This is a genomic window from Shuttleworthella sp. MSX8B (assembly GCF_000524295.1).
GTDB lineage: Bacteria > Bacillota > Clostridia > Lachnospirales > Lachnospiraceae > Shuttleworthia > Shuttleworthia satelles.
The window spans coordinates 108,168-125,624 of record NZ_JAQT01000016.1 but is presented as its reverse complement, the minus strand read 5'-3'; the positions used below and the strand labels follow the sequence as shown (position 1 = coordinate 125,624).

At 43.6% G+C, this 17,457-nt stretch carries 15 protein-coding genes and 1 pseudogene; all 16 read left to right on the top strand.

Annotated features, from left to right (window positions below; translation table 11 throughout):
• Window positions 1-807, top strand: a pseudogene (locus tag HMPREF1508_RS10360) (hypothetical protein); the annotation flags it as partial.
• Between the two features lie 461 nt (window positions 808-1,268).
• Window positions 1,269-2,501: an ATP-binding protein gene (locus tag HMPREF1508_RS04790; RefSeq protein ID WP_044959910.1), complete on the top strand. Its 1,233-nt coding sequence runs from the start codon at window positions 1,269-1,271 to the stop codon at window positions 2,499-2,501.
• Window positions 2,502-2,604: 103 nt separating this feature from the next.
• Window positions 2,605-2,853: a glutaredoxin gene (locus tag HMPREF1508_RS04785; protein ID WP_044959907.1), complete on the top strand. Its 249-nt coding sequence runs from the start codon at window positions 2,605-2,607 to the stop codon at window positions 2,851-2,853.
• A gap of 527 nt (window positions 2,854-3,380) precedes the next feature.
• A complete protein-coding gene (locus HMPREF1508_RS04780; RefSeq protein WP_049906893.1) occupies window positions 3,381-4,157 on the top strand; it encodes an alpha/beta hydrolase in 777 nt (258 codons plus the stop codon).
• Window positions 4,158-4,909: 752 nt separating this feature from the next.
• Complete coding sequence (locus HMPREF1508_RS04770; RefSeq protein ID WP_049906892.1) at window positions 4,910-5,179, top strand: RICIN domain-containing protein; 270 nt, start codon at window positions 4,910-4,912, stop codon at window positions 5,177-5,179.
• An 11-nt stretch (window positions 5,180-5,190) separates the two neighbouring features.
• Window positions 5,191-6,465, top strand: a complete 1,275-nt coding sequence (locus HMPREF1508_RS04765) for an ABC transporter substrate-binding protein (protein WP_044959901.1) — start codon at window positions 5,191-5,193, stop codon at window positions 6,463-6,465.
• A gap of 90 nt (window positions 6,466-6,555) precedes the next feature.
• Entirely contained in the window at window positions 6,556-7,431 is an 876-nt protein-coding gene (locus HMPREF1508_RS04760) for a carbohydrate ABC transporter permease (RefSeq protein ID WP_044959898.1), read from the top strand.
• Complete coding sequence (locus tag HMPREF1508_RS04755) at window positions 7,428-8,255, top strand: carbohydrate ABC transporter permease (RefSeq protein WP_044959895.1); 828 nt, start codon at window positions 7,428-7,430, stop codon at window positions 8,253-8,255. Before HMPREF1508_RS04760 ends, HMPREF1508_RS04755 begins: the two co-directional genes overlap by 4 nt.
• Window positions 8,252-9,769, top strand: a complete 1,518-nt coding sequence (gene arfA / locus HMPREF1508_RS04750) for an arabinosylfuranosidase ArfA (protein WP_044959892.1) — start codon at window positions 8,252-8,254, stop codon at window positions 9,767-9,769. The genes HMPREF1508_RS04755 and arfA (HMPREF1508_RS04750) overlap by 4 nt, the downstream gene beginning before the upstream one ends.
• Window positions 9,770-9,771: 2 nt before the next feature.
• Window positions 9,772-10,746, top strand: a complete 975-nt coding sequence (locus HMPREF1508_RS04745) for a glycoside hydrolase family 43 protein (RefSeq protein WP_044959889.1) — start codon at window positions 9,772-9,774, stop codon at window positions 10,744-10,746.
• A 19-nt stretch (window positions 10,747-10,765) separates the two neighbouring features.
• Window positions 10,766-12,307, top strand: a complete 1,542-nt coding sequence (gene arfA, locus HMPREF1508_RS04740; protein ID WP_044959887.1) for an arabinosylfuranosidase ArfA — start codon at window positions 10,766-10,768, stop codon at window positions 12,305-12,307.
• 169 nt (window positions 12,308-12,476) lie between these two features.
• Window positions 12,477-13,544 (top strand): LacI family DNA-binding transcriptional regulator, encoded by a 1,068-nt coding sequence (locus tag HMPREF1508_RS04735; protein ID WP_044959884.1) that lies wholly within the window; start codon window positions 12,477-12,479, stop codon window positions 13,542-13,544.
• Window positions 13,545-13,752: 208 nt separating this feature from the next.
• Window positions 13,753-13,986: a prolyl oligopeptidase family serine peptidase gene (locus HMPREF1508_RS10170; protein WP_156923184.1), complete on the top strand. Its 234-nt coding sequence runs from the start codon at window positions 13,753-13,755 to the stop codon at window positions 13,984-13,986.
• Window positions 13,987-14,291: 305 nt separating this feature from the next.
• Window positions 14,292-15,629 carry an ABC transporter substrate-binding protein gene (locus HMPREF1508_RS04730; RefSeq protein WP_044959881.1) on the top strand — a complete coding sequence of 446 codons (1,338 nt, stop codon included), beginning with the start codon at window positions 14,292-14,294 and terminating at the stop codon, window positions 15,627-15,629.
• 172 nt (window positions 15,630-15,801) lie between these two features.
• Window positions 15,802-16,641 (top strand): carbohydrate ABC transporter permease, encoded by an 840-nt coding sequence (locus tag HMPREF1508_RS04725; protein WP_242834501.1) that lies wholly within the window; start codon window positions 15,802-15,804, stop codon window positions 16,639-16,641.
• The gene (locus HMPREF1508_RS04720) at window positions 16,638-17,429 is read left to right on the top strand and encodes a carbohydrate ABC transporter permease (RefSeq protein ID WP_044959878.1); all 792 of its coding nucleotides are present in this window, start codon (window positions 16,638-16,640) and stop codon (window positions 17,427-17,429) included. The genes HMPREF1508_RS04725 and HMPREF1508_RS04720 overlap by 4 nt, the downstream gene beginning before the upstream one ends.
• The last annotated feature ends 28 nt before the right edge of the window (window positions 17,430-17,457 follow it).

Genomic DNA, 17,457 nt, shown 5'->3' with positions numbered 1-17,457 from the left:
CTTAATCCCTTTAGAGTTATGAATCAGGCTATTGGACATCGCAGATATCTTTATCGAAGTTCAATAGGGTATGACTCCTTCCTATTGGAAAAGGTAATAAATACAATACAGCAGATAGATACTCTTTACACTTGGCAAGGTGTCAATAACGCATTGTTAAGAGACAGGGCGGAGGCGGCACAAAAGCGTGCAGAACAGGAGGCAACTCATCTTCTTGATACATTAGATGAAGAGGGACGCAGAATCCGAAAACAGGCACTTGATGATGCCCGAACAGAGGCCGATAAGATTCTGGACGGTTTTGATGAGGATATGACACGTCTTCAAAAACAGATTAATGATTTAACAAGAGCAAATGAGGCTTTGCAGTTTGAAAACCAGGGGTTGAAGGCAAAGTTGGATTCGTCTGATTCAGTCCCCATTTTGTATATGGGCGATGAGTATGAATTTTACCAGGGTGAGATAAAAGATCTTATCTTATCTGTTCTTTCAGATTCGCTATCAGGTATACCACAAAAGTCGAGAAGAATGGATATTGTTAAGGACATAATAAGGGCGAATGATTATCAAAAATTGAGTGTTGCAAAAGCTGAGGAGATAAAGCGTTTACTGAAGAACTACGATGGTATGTCTGGTAGATTACGGCAGGCATTGATAGATCTTGGCTTTGAAATTACAGAAGAGGGAAAACACTATAAGATTACATATTTTGGAGACGGAAGATATCAAACAGTCTTTGCTAAAACACCGAGCGATGGAAGATCCGGCAAGAATAATGCACAGACTGTTATCCGAATGTATTTTTAAGGGTTGGATGGTTCTATGTACGAACAAACAGCAATCAGAAAACAACAGAGTGGATTGCATCGTGCATCGTTATCGTTTGCACATCCTATGCACACCCCTTGCACACTGTGCGGCGGCCTCTCTGATTGTCAGAAGACGGGGAGCGCTTCGCATGATGCCGGAGGCTGAAGAAATCACGGCGCTCTGCGGGAAAGGGCTCGTTTCTCCAATATCAGCAGACGAGCCTTGACGACTGCCTTCCCCGCCTTCAGGCGGGGAAGGAGCGTTGTTGATCAGTCAGCGAAAGATCGTGGGATTGTGAGAGCGTGAGTGCACAGTTTTTAATATCATGTGAGAATAAATACCTGGTTAAATTCGTCTGATTCAAAATTATTGTTTGAATCAGACGAATTATTCTGTTGAAAAAATAAATCAGATCGACTATGCTAAAATCAAAATTTAAATTAGACATAGGAGCTGGTATGACATACATCAAGAGGGCAATCACACCGATCTTAAAGGAGCGGGTCGCGACAAGCAAATGCGCCTTGATCACAGGTGCAAGGCAAGTTGGGAAATCAACGATGATCAGGCATGAGTTTCCCCAGTATCAGCAGGCGAGCTTTGACGACCGCCTGACCCGCCTTCAGGCGCGGGAGGAGCCGGGGCTTTTCTTTATGAATCATCCCTGCCCGCTTTTTATTGATGAAGTACAAAAAGAGAGCTGTATTCTGGAGGAAATTAAGCAGAGGGTAGATGCCTCCGAGGAGCGAGGCCTCTTTATTATGAGCGGATCACAGGGACTGGAGCTCATGAAAGGAATGAGTGAGTCCCTGGCGGGCAGAGTTTCCATTACGGAATTGGCAGGACTCTCTCTGCGTGAAATCCATGGGGTGGGATTTAACAGGCATTTTATCCCAACAGATGATTATCTGAAGGAGAGAGAGAAAGAACTCTGTCTTTCCCCGGACCTCTGGGAAATCATCCACAAGGGCGCATATCCGGAGCTCTATGATATTGACAGGGATTGGCAGGAGTATTATTCCTCCTATGTGTCCACATATCTGGAGAGGGATATCAATGAACTGGTCTCCGGGGATGGAATTACCTTCACCAAGCTTCTCGTGGCGGTTGCCGCCAGAACAGGGGAGCTCTTGAATTATTCCAATATCGCCGGTGAGATAGGAGTCAGTGAACCGACGGTGCGCAAGTGGATCTCGGTTCTGGAGCGAACGGGGATCGTCTATCTCTTGCAGCCTTACAGCGCCAGCGCTCTGACACGCACCATCCGTTCCCCTAAGATTTATTTCCGAGATACAGGCCTGGCCTGCTATTTGACAAGATGGCTGACGGCAGATGCACTGAAGAACTCGGCTGTTGCGGGGAATATGTTTGAGACCTTCGTCGTCTCGGAAATTCTCAAATCATATAGTAATGAGGGGAAGGACTATCGCTTCGGCGTCTTTTATTATCGAGGTAAAGACAAGAGCAGCAGGCGGGAAAATGAGATTGATTTGATCCTGGAGGAAAATGGTGTGCTCTATCCCATCGAAATCAAGATGACAGCAAATCCAAAGGCATCTATGGGGGCGACGAACCCGGTTCTGGACAAGATTCCTGACAGGAAGCGGGGAATGGGAGTGATCCTGTGCCTGATTCCTGAGAAGATGTATCTGAGGGAGAATCTGCTTGCGCTTCCGATCGCCTATATCTGAATGCTCTGTTTATCAGTAAGAGAAGATTTGAGACTTGGCGTGGAGAAGAGATCATGTGATCATGACGAGAAAGTGTTTTCCGTCTTAGAGAGAGGAGAAGAAAATGATTACAGTATATGGCATGCCAAGCTGCCCGGATTGTGCGGCAGTTGAGGAACAGATCAGTGGCAGGGAGGATTTTCGCATGGTGGATATCGGAGCTCATGTCGTGCATTTGAAGGCATTTCTGCACTTAAGAGATACGTGCCCGGAATTCGATGAGGCCAGGAGAATGGGCTATGCGGGGATTCCCTGCTTTGTCCTGGAAGATGGCAGTGTGACACTGGACCCTAAGGATGTGGGGTTAGAGTGATTCATTCCGGCAGCTGATCAAAAACCCGGGATTGGTCAGCTGCCACAGATGACGAGTGAAAGATGGATATACCCGGTTGACACATATGCCAGGAATCCGAACGGCAAAGAGATCCGGGTATATGACTGGATCGACAACAGGCTTACCATCCATGATCTCTTTGCAAAACTCTCTCTCTGCTATGGGAGGGGTGTATGAGAATACATATCAGTGACTTGGATATCTAATCCGGTTGGAGTGATGATATCAAGAACAGGCGGAATCTCTTACTTGAAGAAACCGGTGAAAGTCGCCATTTGCGTCTTGAGTATGACCGGACATCGGGTGGGAGATAGGCTGGAGAGTTCTTTGACTTTCATGGAATTGATAGGGATTGAGATTGGGGCGCGGGCGGCAGATCAGCTGATTGATCTGATCGAGAGGGATGAGAAGAAGAACAAGCATAAAAGAACTTCGTTTTGAGGCGAAGCTGGTGGAAAGAGAGTCGACGGGGGAAGATACGAGGGATATTAGGAAGGAAAGAGGAAATGGCTACAAGAATAGAAATTGATCGCCTGCAAAAAGTTAGAGATATTTTTCATAAAAATCAATACGTGTTAGATGATCGCTTTGTGATTCGCGATGGGAAATATCATAAATGCGCAATCATCTGTCCCGGCGGGGGCTATCAGCTGGTCTGCAGTTTCGTCGAGGGCGTTCCGTTTGCGAAAGTTCTGAACCAAAAAGGAATATCTGCCTTTATCGTCTACTATCGTGTGAGGGATAAGGCTCTTTACCCCAATCCACAGGATGATCTGGCGAGGGCTGTACAGGAGATCATATCACGCAAAGAGGAATACATGGTGGATATGGAGGGCTACTCTGTGTGGGGATCATCCGCGGGAGGGCATTTGGCGGCATCCTTTGGAACGACGAAAATGGGCTATCCTCACTATGGTCTGCCAAAGCCGTCCGCCATCATCCTGGTATATCCGGTGATTACCCTGGAAGAGGAGAAGACGCACCTCGGAAGCAGGGAAAATCTTCTTGGAAAGAAAGCGTCGGAGGAGAAGGCCCTCGCTTACAGTATTCAGGCCAATGTCGACCAGAATTATCCGCGCACATTTGTCTGGTGCGGGGATGCGGATGAAGTGGTGCCGCCGGAGAACACAAAAAAGCTAGCAGCAGCCTTAAAGGCTCAGGGGATTGCTTACGAGGCGCATATTTATTCGGGAGTGCCCCATGGTGTCGGAACAGCAAAAGGATTGTCTGCAGAGGGCTGGATCGATCAGGCGGTAGAGTTCTGGCGGAAAGACAGGCAATAAGATGTCTTAGAGGGTTCAATTGCGCTGGGGGAATGGTCTGTTATGATGAACTGTCCTCATTCTGCAACGGAAAGTGGTCAAGAGGCTTTTCTTCCGCATGTTGTCTGTTTAGATTGTGGGGATAGTTTCTTACAGCATTCCGCAGGACGATTTTGCAATAGGTATTAAGCAGTATTATAGCCGGGAAATGACCCTTTGCAATATGGACAATCACGCCCGAAGTCTCTATATTTGATGTTTGCGAAAAAATAAAGCATGGAAAGACTTTATGGGGGATTAGAGTGTCAAGCATGGGGCAGTTATGACCAGGGCTTATCTTTGATATGTGAGGCAGGCATTATTGTGCAAAACACACAAAAATAAGCCCAATTTTTTTATGTGTAAGGAGTTATTATAACAAAAACAGTACTTGTAATATGAAATATAAAGAATATAATCAAATCTATGAGGCGATCAGATATTTAATAGTTGGTCGCTTTAATTTTCTAATGAAGGTTAAACGATTTATCAAAAAATAAAAAGAAATAGGAAAAACGATTAACAAAAGCAGAACTGGAAGGGAGGAATATGAGTAATCGAACTAAGATAGTATTTGCATTCGTGTTTGGGGCTTTGACATTATGTTTGCCGGCTATTATGGCGAATGCAGCAATGAACACGGGTGGGAATACAGTTTTCTCAATTGGAGTAAACCAATCTTTCGATAAGGAACAAGGGATAACCTATGGTGGTGTGGTGTGTCTGAAGCATAAGTGATAAACAAGAATAGTTTCAGATCACTTGGAATCAAGGATAATTCGTCTGCTGATGGCGCGCCGGTAATCCAGCAAAAGGGGGGATTGACTGAGAAATGGAAGATGGTTTCAACAGATAAAGGCTTTTTTAAAATTGTTAATTCTAGAACGGGGAAATATCTTGAAGTAAAGAATAATTCAAAAGAGAATGGCGCAGTGATTGATCAATGGGAAACGACAGGTTATCCATGCCAGGAATGGACCATTGAAAAAGAGGGTATTCAATAAGGAGGTTGAACATGAAGAAAAGAATTTTGAGCGCTTTACTGGCCGGGCTAATGGCATTTTCAATGCTGACAGCATGTGGTTCCTCCGGGGCGAAGAGTTCATCTGATGCATCTTCCAAGACCGCAGATGGATCCGGGAAAACGAAATTGTCGCTCTGGACAGTATTTACAGGATCTGACGGCGATATCCTGAAGAAAATCATTAAAGATTACAATGAGACAAATAAGGACAATATCGAGGTTGAAGTTGATATTATGCCGAATGATACACTTCAATCGAAGCTGCCGACGGCGGTTTCAACAAGTACAGGACCATCATTTGTACTTATGGGCATTGAATATCTGAAACAGTACGCAGAAAATGATTGTCTGGAAGAGATTAATGATTTCTGGGATAAGTCAGGACTGAAAAAAGATAATTTCCTGTCGAATGTTATTTCAAAGTCCTATGTAGGGGATAAGCAGTATGGGGTTCCGATGCAGTATAATCTGCAATATTTATACTACAATAAGGACTTATTTAAAGCGGCTGGTATTTCTAATCCGCCAAAGACTCTTGAGGAATTGAGGGATGATGCTCAAAAGTTGACGGACAAGGCAAAAGGCGTATACGGTTTGGCTCTTCCAAAGGACTATGGATATTATGTGCAGTATCTCTGGGGAAATGGAGGAGATGTAGTAGATGTTGATAAGAATAAAAATATGATCAATTCTAATGAAAATATTAAGACTTTGGAATGGATTCAGAATATGATGAAGGAGGGCGTTTCACCACAGTGCACGGCGGCAGAAGCAGACACCATGTTCCAATCAGGACAGGTAGCCATGTGCATGTCAGGACCCTGGAACATCAATGCGCTGAATGGACTTGGTATGAATTATGGAATTGCCGCCATCCCATCTGGAAGTTCCGGAGCTTTCTCTGCAGAAGGTGGCTGTGCATATATGTTGCCTAAAGGGGCTGATCAGAAGACGAGAGACGCTGTTTATAAGTTTATGGCGTATTGGCTCAATGACAGTACATTGAAGGAATGGTCCATGAAGAACGGATTTCCGGTATGGTCTAATTCTTTAATGAATGATAGTGAAATAAAGTCTAATGAAATTCTTACAGAGGTATCTAAGGCATCAACCATTGGTCGTGACTGGCATCTTGGATATAAGTATGGCAGCCAGATTGATAAAGACGTTATGAATCCTCTGATGGAGAAAGTGCTGGCAGGCGAGGATGTAAGAAATGCATTGAAAGACGCGTCGAATTCTCTTGATGGAATTTTGAAGCAGTAGTATGAGGAGAGGAGACCTTTTCTTCAAATGAGGGTCTCCTCTTTCTAAATCTATGTTAGATGGTTTCTGTGTTAGATAGTGAAGAAGAGAATGAAGAATAAGAATCAAAAAAAAGCATATTTCTTTCTTGCACCAGCCATGATTATTTTGACAGTATTTGTGTTTGTTCCCTTGGTTGCTGCTTTTATAATTAGTTTTTTGCATATGGATATTTATATGAAGAATATATCATTTGCGGGATTTGGTAATTATTTTAAAATGTTTCATGATTTGAGAGTGTGGAATGCAACAAAAAATTCTATGATTTTCGCACTTCTTGAAATCCCTCTTCAAATGGTTCTAGCTTTGTTTCTGACGATGTTAATGATCAGAAACACAAGAGTACATAAATTTCTGAGAGCATCGTTCTATGTTCCCTATGTCTGTTCCATGACGGCGATTAGTATTGTGTGGTCGATGCTTTTGAATCCGAATTCGGGAATGATTGCCTTTGTCCTAAGAAAGCAGGGCGTAATGATGCCGGATCTTTTGAACAACACGAAGTGGGCCATTGTAGTTGTTGCGATGGTTACTGTTTGGAAGGGGTTTGGTTATACATTAACACTTCTTTCGGCGGCCGCTCTGGATATTCCAAATTCCCTTTATGAAGCCGCAGAACTGGATGGGGCTGGCAATTTTGCTAAATTCATATATGTAACAATTCCAGAGATTAAAAATACAATCAGTTTTTGCCTTGTAACGACATTAATCGCTGCTTTGCAGGCATTTGACCAGATTTATGTTATGACCAAGGGCGGACCGCAGAATAGCACGGAGACGCTGGTGGCTTATATTTATGACAGGGGTTTTCAAACCAATCACGATCTCGGATACGCATCTACCATTTCGGTATATCTGTTTTTTATTATCGCGGTGATCACGTTTGTTATGCGTAGATATACCCTGGGGAAGGGGTCAGAGAAATGAAGACTAAGGGTGAAATTCTGAGAACAATTGAATATGTCATACTTATTGTGGTTGCAGCTATTGCCCTGTTACCTTTATTCTGGCTTTTTGTTTCCTCCTTTAAAACAGATGCAGATGTGATTCGTTTTCCGCCGTCATTTTTCCCAGCCAAATGGGTGTTGGATCAATACCAGTATGTACTGGAAGCGATACCGTTTCTTAGAATGCTCTTGAATACGGTTGTTTTTGCTGGAAGCGTGACATTGATCAGTTTATGCATTGATTCATTGGCAGCATATGCTTTTGCCAGACTTCAATTTAAAGGAAGAAGAGTTATTTTTGCCATCATCCTTGTGACGATGATGGTGCCATTTCAGGTTATTATGACTCCCCTATATATTGAGGAGTTTAAACTGCATATACTCAATACATTTGCCGGATTGATCCTTCCGAGAATAGCAAGTGCATATGGAATTTATATGCTGACTTCTTTTTTTGCGGGAATTCCAAAATCTCTGGAGGAGGCTGCAAGAATTGATGGAATGGGGGATCTGACAATATACGCTCAAATCATTATCCCGTTATCTAAACCAGCGCTGATTAGTTTGGGGATTTTTCATTTCATGAATAACTGGAATGATCTCCTCTATCCTATGATGCTTACCAGTGATGTTAATATGAGGACATTATCCGCAGGTCTGGCGGTGCTGGTGGGAAGTAATTCTATTAAATATGGACCGACACTGGCAGCTACGGCAATGTCGATCACACCATTGCTCATATTATTTGTTTTTGGGCAGAAGTTCTTTATGGAAGGGATTGCGACAACAGGAGTAAAGGAATGAGTAAAACAAGGATTATCGTAGATGGAGAGTTTCGTGGAGGCGAGATCAGCCCGGCGTTGTTTGGATCTTTTGTGGAGCACATGGGAAGAGTCGTATATTCCGGTATATATGAGCCGGAACATCCACTGGCGGATCAAGATGGCTTCAGGACAGATGTGTTGAAGAAAGTTAACGAAATGGGGGTTTCGGTTATTCGCTATCCGGGCGGTAATTTTGTGTCAAATTATAATTGGCTGGATGGAGTGGGACCTAGGAATCAGCGGCCACGAAAAAGAGAAGTGGCATGGAAATCCATCGAGACAAATCAGTTTGGTACAGATGAATTCATGCATTGGATTTCACATACAGGCGCAGAGCCGATTTTTGCAGTGAATCTGGGGACAAAGGGAGTTGAAAATGCGCTTTCCCTGCTGGAATACATGAATCTGCCGACCGGTACTTTTTACAGTGACCTCAGAGCGAAAAATGGACATCCAAAGCCTTATGGGGTAAGAAAGTGGTGCCTTGGCAATGAGATGGATGGAATCTGGCAAATCGGGCATAAGACTGCAGAAGAATATGGAAGATTAGCAGCACAGACAGCCCATGCAATGAAAGCGCTGGATGATTCGATTGAACTCATCGCGTGCGGAAGTTCTTCTACTTCCATGCATACTTATACAGATTGGGAGCGTATTGTCCTGGAAGATACTTATGAATTTGTCGATTATATTGCGCTTCATCAATATTATGGAAACCAGGAGTATGGCAGCGCAGATTTTCTTGCGCAATCGTTGGATCTGGACAATTACATTGAAACGGTTGCCGGAATATGCAGGACAGTAAAGAGTAAAAAGAGGGGCAGAAAGGATATCAAGATTTCAATTGATGAGTGGGGCGTATGGGAAATTCCTGGTGACGATGTAGCCCAGAGTGTTTCTTCCAGAGATTGGCAGGTTGCACCAGCCTTCAGTGAGCAGATATATACGATGGAAGATGCGCTGCTTTTCTCCAGTATGCTGATGTCCATGATGCGTCATGCAGATGTAGTAAAAATCGCATGTCAATCATTGCTTACCAATATCAGTGCGGCAATTATGACGGAGCGGGGGGGAACATCATGGGTACAGCCAATCTTCTACCCATTTTTATATATGTCAAGATATGGGCGGGGCAGGATACTGGAACAGCGTGTTTATGGCGATTGTTATGAGTCGCGGTTTGGTCAGGCATCTGTAATAGATGCTGTTTTAATGGTGAATGAAGAGGCCGGAGAATGTATAAGTTTTTTGGTTAACCGTACCGACCAAATGCAGAATGTTGAAATATCATGTCAGCAATTGCCATTATGCAGGGTGTTGGAACACATTCAGTTGTCACATCCAAATTTAAAACAGACAAATCAGATTGATCATCGGGCAGTCAAGCCCGTCAATGCAGGGAAATTTTCTCTTTCGGGAAATATAATAAAGGGAACAGTAGAACCTTTCTCTTGGAATATGGTGCGTGTGACAGTAGATAAGCGAGGCGAATAAAGATGCTTACATATAATCAGCCATTTATTTTTCAACGGGCAGATCCATATGTGGTGAAGGCAGATGATGGGTATTATTATTTCACAGCATCTGTTCCAGCATATGATGGGATTATTCTGCGGCGGTCGAGGACTTTAGAGGGACTCACTGGGGCACAGGAAATATATGTCTGGCATAGGCATGCGAGTGGACCGCAGAGTATTCATATCTGGGCACCGGAATTACACAAGTTGTTCGGGGGATGGTACATTTATTATGCAGCCGGGGACAAAGATGATATCTGGAATATACGTCCATATGTATTGAGATGCAGAGGGGAAAATCCATATGAGGACACCTGGGAAGAACTGGGGCCGATGAAGGCATGTGAAGAAGATGAATTCTCATTTACACAGTTTTCTTTAGACGCAACAGTATTCGAAAATAATGGAAAGCAATACATGGTGTGGGCAGAGAAGGTCGGCTCTGGGCGTCAGATCTCAAATTTATATATTGCGAAAATGGCTGCACCCGATAGACTTGCTACGCGTCAGGTGCTGTTATCCACGCCAGATTACGAGTGGGAGCGACATGGTTTCTGGGTTAATGAAGGCCCATCTGTTTTAAAGCATGAAGGCCGAATTTATTTAACTTATTCAGCCAGTGATACAGGACCAGCTTACTGTGTTGGAATGTTGTCTGCGGATGAGAAATCAAATCTTCTTGATCCTGGCAGTTGGAAGAAGAACAGAGAACCGGTTCTTGCCAGTTGCCCGAAGTATTCCATTTTTGGCCCGGGACATGATTGCTTTACTGAGGATGAGAGAGGAAATACCATTCTTGTCTATCATGCCAGAACAAAGCCTGAGATAGAGGGGGATCCGCTCTATAATCCAAATCGGCATACGATGCTGATGAAGGTGCGTTGGGACGAGAAAGGAGAGCCGGTTTTTTCTCTTGATGAGAAGGAGGGAAACGGTAAGAAGCCTGATGTTTGAGTAAAATAGGGGGATAGAGATGGAGAGCAGAGAACTTGGTTATGTGAAGCTGGTTTTGGATCGTGAGTATGAACTCTCTAAAGTGGACGACAGAATCTTTGGATCATTTATCGAGCATCTCGGGCGGGCAGTATATGATGGTATTTATCAACCGGGAAATTCTCTGTCAGATGGGATGGGGTTCAGAAGGGATGTCATTGATTTCGTAAAGGATCTGCAAGTTCCGATTATTCGGTATCCGGGTGGAAATTTCGTGTCTGGATTTAGGTGGGAAGATTCTGTTGGACCGCGAAGTCAGCGGCCAGAGCGGCTTGATTTGGCGTGGAGAAGTACAGAATCTAACCAGATTGGGATCAATGAATTCAGCAAATGGGCGATGAAGGTAAAGTCGTCTGTTATGATGACAGTGAATCTTGGAACGAGAGGGATCCAGGATGCGTGTAATCTTCTAGAATATTGTAATCAAGTGTCAGGGACTGAATATTCAGATCTGAGAATTGCTCATGGTGATAGAGATCCTTATGGTATCAAGGTTTGGTGTCTTGGCAATGAGATGGATGGTCCGTGGCAGATAGGGCATAAAACAATGGAGGAATATGGTCGTCTTGCGGCGGAGACAGCGAAAGCGATGAAATTGATTGATCCATCAATTGAACTGGTCTCATGCGGAAGTTCCAATTCAGAGATGCCAACATTCCCACAATGGGAGGCGGTTACGCTGGAACATACTTATGACTATGTTGATTATATTTCTTTGCATAGTTATTATGATAACCGTTCCGAGGATACGCTTGACTACCTGGCTCAGTCGGATGACATGGATAAATTCATCAAGAAGGTCATTGCTACATGCGATTTTGTAAAGGCAAAGAAGAGGGGGGAAAAGAGCATAGATCTGAGCTTTGATGAGTGGAATGTGTGGTTTCACTCCAACGAGAAAGATGAAGCGCTCATGCGGGATCAGCCATGGCAACGTCATCCACCTCTTCTTGAAGATATCTATAATTTTGAGGATGCATTAGTCGTAGGCTTGCTTCTGATTACACTTCTTAAGCACGCGGATCGCGTTAAGATTGCCTGTCTCGCTCAACTTGTCAATGTTATTGCTCCGATTATGACAGAACAACATGGTGGCAGGGCGTGGAGACAAACGATCTATTGGCCGTTTATGCATGCATCAAAATATGGTCGAGGTGTGGTGATAATGCCTTCAGTTCATGGCACAAGACATGAGACAAGTGGGCATGGAGAGGTTACGGATGTAGAGTCAGTCAGTGTATTTAATGAAGATAAGAGGGAATTGACTATTTTTGCGGTAAATCGGACGTTGACAAAAAACATAGATTTTTATGCAGATATTCGAAGCTTTGGGGATTGTCATGTGCTGGAACAGATTATTCTGGAGAATGATGATCTTCATGCCTGTAATAGTTCCGTGGAAGAAAAGGTTGTACCGAAACGCTCAGACGATTTATCAAGTGATAATGGCATGTTGCATACGATTCTTCATCCGGCATCATGGAATGTGCTTCGAATCGGGGTGAACGGCAGGAAAATGTAACCATAAATATCAGGATTGCCGTATATAGAAGCAGATAGTATAATTGGTTAAACGTTATACGTATATAAGATATTGAAGATACAATTGGTATATTAATGCTTTTATTTTAAAGCGGGAATTTTAAAATCGAATGATAGGTTATGAATGGAAACTAACTTGGAGATAATCAATGGCTACAATCAGAGAAATTGCGGAAAAAAGCGGAGTCTCAATAGCGACAGTTTCCAATATTATGAATAATAAGGGAAAAGCAAGTCCTGAGACGATAAATCGTGTCCGCAAGGTGATTGAGGAAATGCATTATGTTCCCAATGTGGTTGCCCAGAATTTGAAGCTGAAGAGATCTACAAGTATTGGTGTCATAGTGGAGGATATGACAATATTCTCTGTGCCCGATGTGCTTGATGGGATTACGGATTATTGTGATCAACTTGGATATCAGGTTTTCCTGGTGAATCTCCGATTGTTTAAAAATTATAACGATACATATTACAGTGAGAATTTCTATTTTGAGAAAGTACATCAGGAGATACAGAAACTGAAGAATCTTCAGGTGGATGGAATTATTTATGTTTGCGCTCACGAGAGACAGATAGAGGTATTTCCGGATGATTTGAATCTTCCAGCGGTTATGGCTTATGGATATTCAGGAAAAGAAAATATCCCATCAATCGTTGTGAACGATAAGAATGGGATGGGACAAATTACAGAGTATGTATTGAAGGCTGGACATCGTAAGATTGGGCTTATAACAGGAAAACGTGACTCAATGCATGCGCAGGCCAGACTTATAGGTTTTCAGGAGACTCTTTTTCATTATGGGGGGGAAATGGACCTGGAAATGATTCAGATTGGGGATTGGGAGAGGAAAAGTGGGTATACTTTGGCTGAGCGTCTGTTGAAACAGGGGGCAACAGCAATCATGTGTATGAATGATTTGATGGCAGGCGGAGTGTACGATCGGCTGGAAGAACGGGGGTTGATACCAGGAAAAGATATTGCTGTAACCGGTTATGATGACAGGCAGCTTGCGACATATTATCGACCGTCTTTGAGCACAGTTCAGCTTCCCTTGCACGATATAGGGTGTGCAGCAGCTAAAGTTTTGCTGGAAATGTTGGAAGCGGATTCGAAAAGCAGAAAAAAAGGGGGGGTTTTGCACGGGCAAATAACGGATGCGATTGTAGAAGTGCCATGTAAGCTTGAAATAAGAGAGTCAATCAGCAGGATAGGGTAATTATAAATGATCTATAATTTACGGTATTGGTTTAAGCGTTGACATCTTGAATAGAGATGTTTCAGGGATCTTCAGAAGACGGTGTGCGAAAGGCGAGCCCTAAAACAGCCTCACAGTCTCAGACTGAGAATTTTAGCTTTTGAAGATCCGCTTGTTCGTGGACATGGAATCTCAAAAAAAGATATTTCTGTGCTGGTTGATGATATGATTGTTAATACCAGTAGATATCTTCCAGAGTGTTGGAACTGAAGTTGTACTAGAGGATGAAGCAGTGCCGCCGGAAAACACAAAAAAATTAGCAGCAGCCTTAAAGGCTCAGGGGATTGCTTACGAGGCGCATATTTATCCGGGAGTGCCCCATGGTGTCGGAACAGCAAAAGGCTTGTCTGCAGAGGGCTGGATCGATCAGGCGGTAGAGTTCTGGCTGCCAGATGGACAATAAGATGTAAGGAATATTGTCGGAAGCAAAGAGATCCATAGAAGGATTGCGACTGTTGAACGAACCTCCAATTGTTAGAGCAAAATTCTAATGATTGGAGGTTACTTTTTGTGGCAGAATTTCGGGAGTTACTTTGCGTGTCTTTCAGCCCATATTGTATGCGTGAGCTAAAGAATTGCTACATAGAGCCATAGGATTGTCATATTAATGATAAAAAACGTGTGATAGCATCAGATTATAAACAAAATTGATTTTTTCTAGAAAAATCAAAGGGAAAGAGGGACATCATATACAAGAGGAGGGATAATATGAGGAGAAAAATTGTTGCATATGTCTTAACTGCGGCATTGTCAGTCGGATTACTGGCAGGATGCGGTTCTTCCGGGAAGGGGAATAAAGCGGATAATTCATCCGCGGGCAAGGGAGAAAAAACAAAAGTAGTCTTCCAAACATGGAATCCGGGAGAATCGGAATGGGCGCATCTTGCTGAGGAGTTTAAAAAAGACAATCCGGATATTGACCTGGAATACCGCTTTGTACCGGATTCGGATCATTATGAGAAATTAAAGGTTGATCTCGCCGCGGGAGACGCGGCAGATGTGTATGGGATGCAATTAGGAGCTAATTACAGCGCGTTCAGAGATTTTGAAGCTGATCTTACTCCCTATGTACAAGCTCAATACGGTGATAAGTGGGCAGATCAGTACAACAGCTATGCGCTCTCGATGCTGAAAACAGATAAGGGGGGCTATTATGCTCTTCCCCTTGGGCTTACCTATGCGGGCTTTGCCTGGTCCAATGATAAAATACTCAAAAAACATAATTTGAACGTCTCGGAAAATGAGAAACTGGAGGACTTAAAGAAGTTATGTAAGACCCTTCGTGAGAAAGGAGAGTATCCTCTTGCAATCGGAGCGAAGGATTCGTGGGTCAATATTGATACCTGGATGAATATTGCGAATGACATCAATTCTGAAAAGCTGTATTCAGCTTTAGATGGCAAGACTTCATTTGAGGACCCGGATCTCGTTCGAGCCTTTCAGATCTGGCAGGAATGCTTTTCTGACGGAGTCTTTCAGGATGGCGCAACCGGTGTTGGAATGTACACGGATACAACCAATCCATTTGAAACAGAGGGAACGATTTCCATGTGCTTGAATGGATCCTGGGAATGCGGGGTATTCCTGAAAACGGATGAGCAGACACATAAGGAGTGGAATGGAGAGGGGGCTCACCATACGGCTTTCCTGATCGATTGGAATAATGATGGTAAGGCTGCCCCCGTTCAACAGACAGTGGATGTTGCGCTGTGTATGAACAAGAACACCAAGAACCCGGACGCTGCTTACAGGGTGATTGACTGGATGCTTCATCGGGGACAGGATATTCTTGTCAATCAGCTGCTGCAGTACTGCCCATCCAGAACAGACTTGAAGCTGGATGTTCAGGGTTTATCGGAAAATGGAAAGGAATGTCTGAATTTCATTATGAAGCAGGCATCAGATCACATCGGAGGATATCGTGAAATGAGTAATGTCGATCTGAAGCAGGCGCTTGCAGATGAACTTACTAATCTGGCCCTCGGAGATACAACACCCCAAAAAGCGGCGGCGAAAATTCAGCAGACATCAGAATCAACCCGGTAGTTAAGAGCTGAATTTGTCAATCTGTAAATTGGATGAGCAGAAGGAGTGAGGGGGACTACAGGTCAGAAATGTAGTCACCCCTCTTCTTACATCTGGCATGTGTTTTTGGAAGGGTAATCTTATGAGCAGGAGCAAAAAAGAGAGTAGGATGGGATACCTGTTCATCGCGCCGGTGGCAATTTTATTTGCTGTATTTATTGTATATCCTATTGTCTATAACGTCGCGATCAGTTTCTATGAGTGGAATGGGATTGAGGTCAATCGAACCTTTTGCGGCATTCAAAATTATGTTCGTCTCTTTCATGACCCGATTATGATGAGGTCCATGATTAACTTCGTCCTGATTGCGGTTTTTACGACCTTGATCCAGGCATTTCTTGGGATCATCTTCGCTTCTTTTTTTATCAGAAAGATCCCATTTTCTAAGGCCTACAGGATCTTATTCTATCTTCCGGTTATTGCGACGCCAACGATTGTCGGAGATCTGTTTTCTAAGATTTTCGAGACGAATCGAGGAAATTTAAATGTATTTCTCCATGCGATTCATATGGATTTTTTGTGCCAGCAGTGGCTTGCCAGCAGTAAGACAGCAATGTTGTGTATTATTTTTGTAAATATCTGGCAATGGACCGGTTACAGTATGTTGATGTACTACGCCAATATGCTGACGATTCCACAGGATTTGTACGAATCAGCAGAGTTGGATGGGGCTAATTCTGTGCAGCGCTTTTTGCATATTACATTTCCCATGCTTCGGCGGACCCATTCGACATTGGTTATTCTTGGTGTTCTTGGGGCATTGAAATGTTTTGACCTTCCCTATGTATTAACGCGCGGAGGCCCGGCGCATGCGACGGAGACCTTTTCTACGTATCTGTATACGCAGTCCTTCAATCACTTCCGGCAGGGAATGGCTTCGGCGATTGCAGTGGTCATGCTGATCATCGCTTTGATTGTAACATTTATCCAACTGCGGATTTATATCAGACAGGATAAGGAGGCGCAAGGATGAGAAATTCAAAGAAGTATACAGTGATCTCAGAGATCCTGTGCCTGTTTTTCCTTCTACTTTTCGTATACCCACTCGTGTTGATGATCGGTAAAGCTTTTGATAATGGAGGAATCGGAAATTTTGTAAGAGTTTTTCGCTTTTTTGATTTGTGGAAAAATCTGCGGACGAGCATTCTGACGGTAGGGGGAACTTTACTGATTGTGGGTTTCTGTACCTCGTTGGCGGCTTTCTCTTTTTCAAAGCTGCGCTTTCGGGGAAAGAACATTTTGTACTATGTTTTTTTGACCGGATTGATGATACCGGCTTCCTCTCTGATTTTCCCCTTATATCAGATTGTGCGGCTGTTTCATTTTAATAACACGCCCCTGGCATTGATCTTTCCTTATGCGGCCTTGAATTGTTGTTTTAACCTGCTGATTCTCAAAAACTACTATGATACACTTCCGAGTGAACTGATGGATGCGGGACGGATTGATGGGGCAAATACCTGGCAGATTTTTTGCCTGGTGATGCAGCCAATTGCCCGACCCGGGTTGGTATTCGTCCTGATTCAGACCTTCCTTAGCGCATGGAATGAGCTTCAGATGGGCATGATCTTTATTACAGATAATGATATACAGCCTCTGTCAGTGATTCCGCTTCGATTCCTGGAGACGCGATCGCCCGGATTTACAAGTAATGTTCTCTATGCGGCATTGGTTATCTGTCTGGTACCGATTGGCATTTTCTATGTATTCGCTTCGCGTAAGCTGGTATCGGGGTTGTCAGCCGGTGCGGTGAAGGGATAAAAAGAGAACAAGAGGGAAATAATAAGCC

Coding starts and splice junctions, on each gene's coding strand:
- HMPREF1508_RS04730 (WP_044959881.1), top strand. CDS start 14,292: ATGAGGAGAAAAATTGTTGCATATGTCTTAACTGCGGCATTGTCAGTC.
- HMPREF1508_RS04755 (WP_044959895.1), top strand. CDS start 7,428: ATGAAGACTAAGGGTGAAATTCTGAGAACAATTGAATATGTCATACTT.
- HMPREF1508_RS04745 (WP_044959889.1), top strand. CDS start 9,772: ATGCTTACATATAATCAGCCATTTATTTTTCAACGGGCAGATCCATAT.
- HMPREF1508_RS04785 (WP_044959907.1), top strand. CDS start 2,605: ATGATTACAGTATATGGCATGCCAAGCTGCCCGGATTGTGCGGCAGTT.
- HMPREF1508_RS04760 (WP_044959898.1), top strand. CDS start 6,556: ATGAAGAATAAGAATCAAAAAAAAGCATATTTCTTTCTTGCACCAGCC.
- HMPREF1508_RS04720 (WP_044959878.1), top strand. CDS start 16,638: ATGAGAAATTCAAAGAAGTATACAGTGATCTCAGAGATCCTGTGCCTG.
- HMPREF1508_RS04780 (WP_049906893.1), top strand. CDS start 3,381: ATGGCTACAAGAATAGAAATTGATCGCCTGCAAAAAGTTAGAGATATT.
- HMPREF1508_RS04765 (WP_044959901.1), top strand. CDS start 5,191: ATGAAGAAAAGAATTTTGAGCGCTTTACTGGCCGGGCTAATGGCATTT.
- arfA (WP_044959887.1), top strand. CDS start 10,766: ATGGAGAGCAGAGAACTTGGTTATGTGAAGCTGGTTTTGGATCGTGAG.
- HMPREF1508_RS04735 (WP_044959884.1), top strand. CDS start 12,477: ATGGCTACAATCAGAGAAATTGCGGAAAAAAGCGGAGTCTCAATAGCG.
- arfA (WP_044959892.1), top strand. CDS start 8,252: ATGAGTAAAACAAGGATTATCGTAGATGGAGAGTTTCGTGGAGGCGAG.
- HMPREF1508_RS04790 (WP_044959910.1), top strand. CDS start 1,269: ATGACATACATCAAGAGGGCAATCACACCGATCTTAAAGGAGCGGGTC.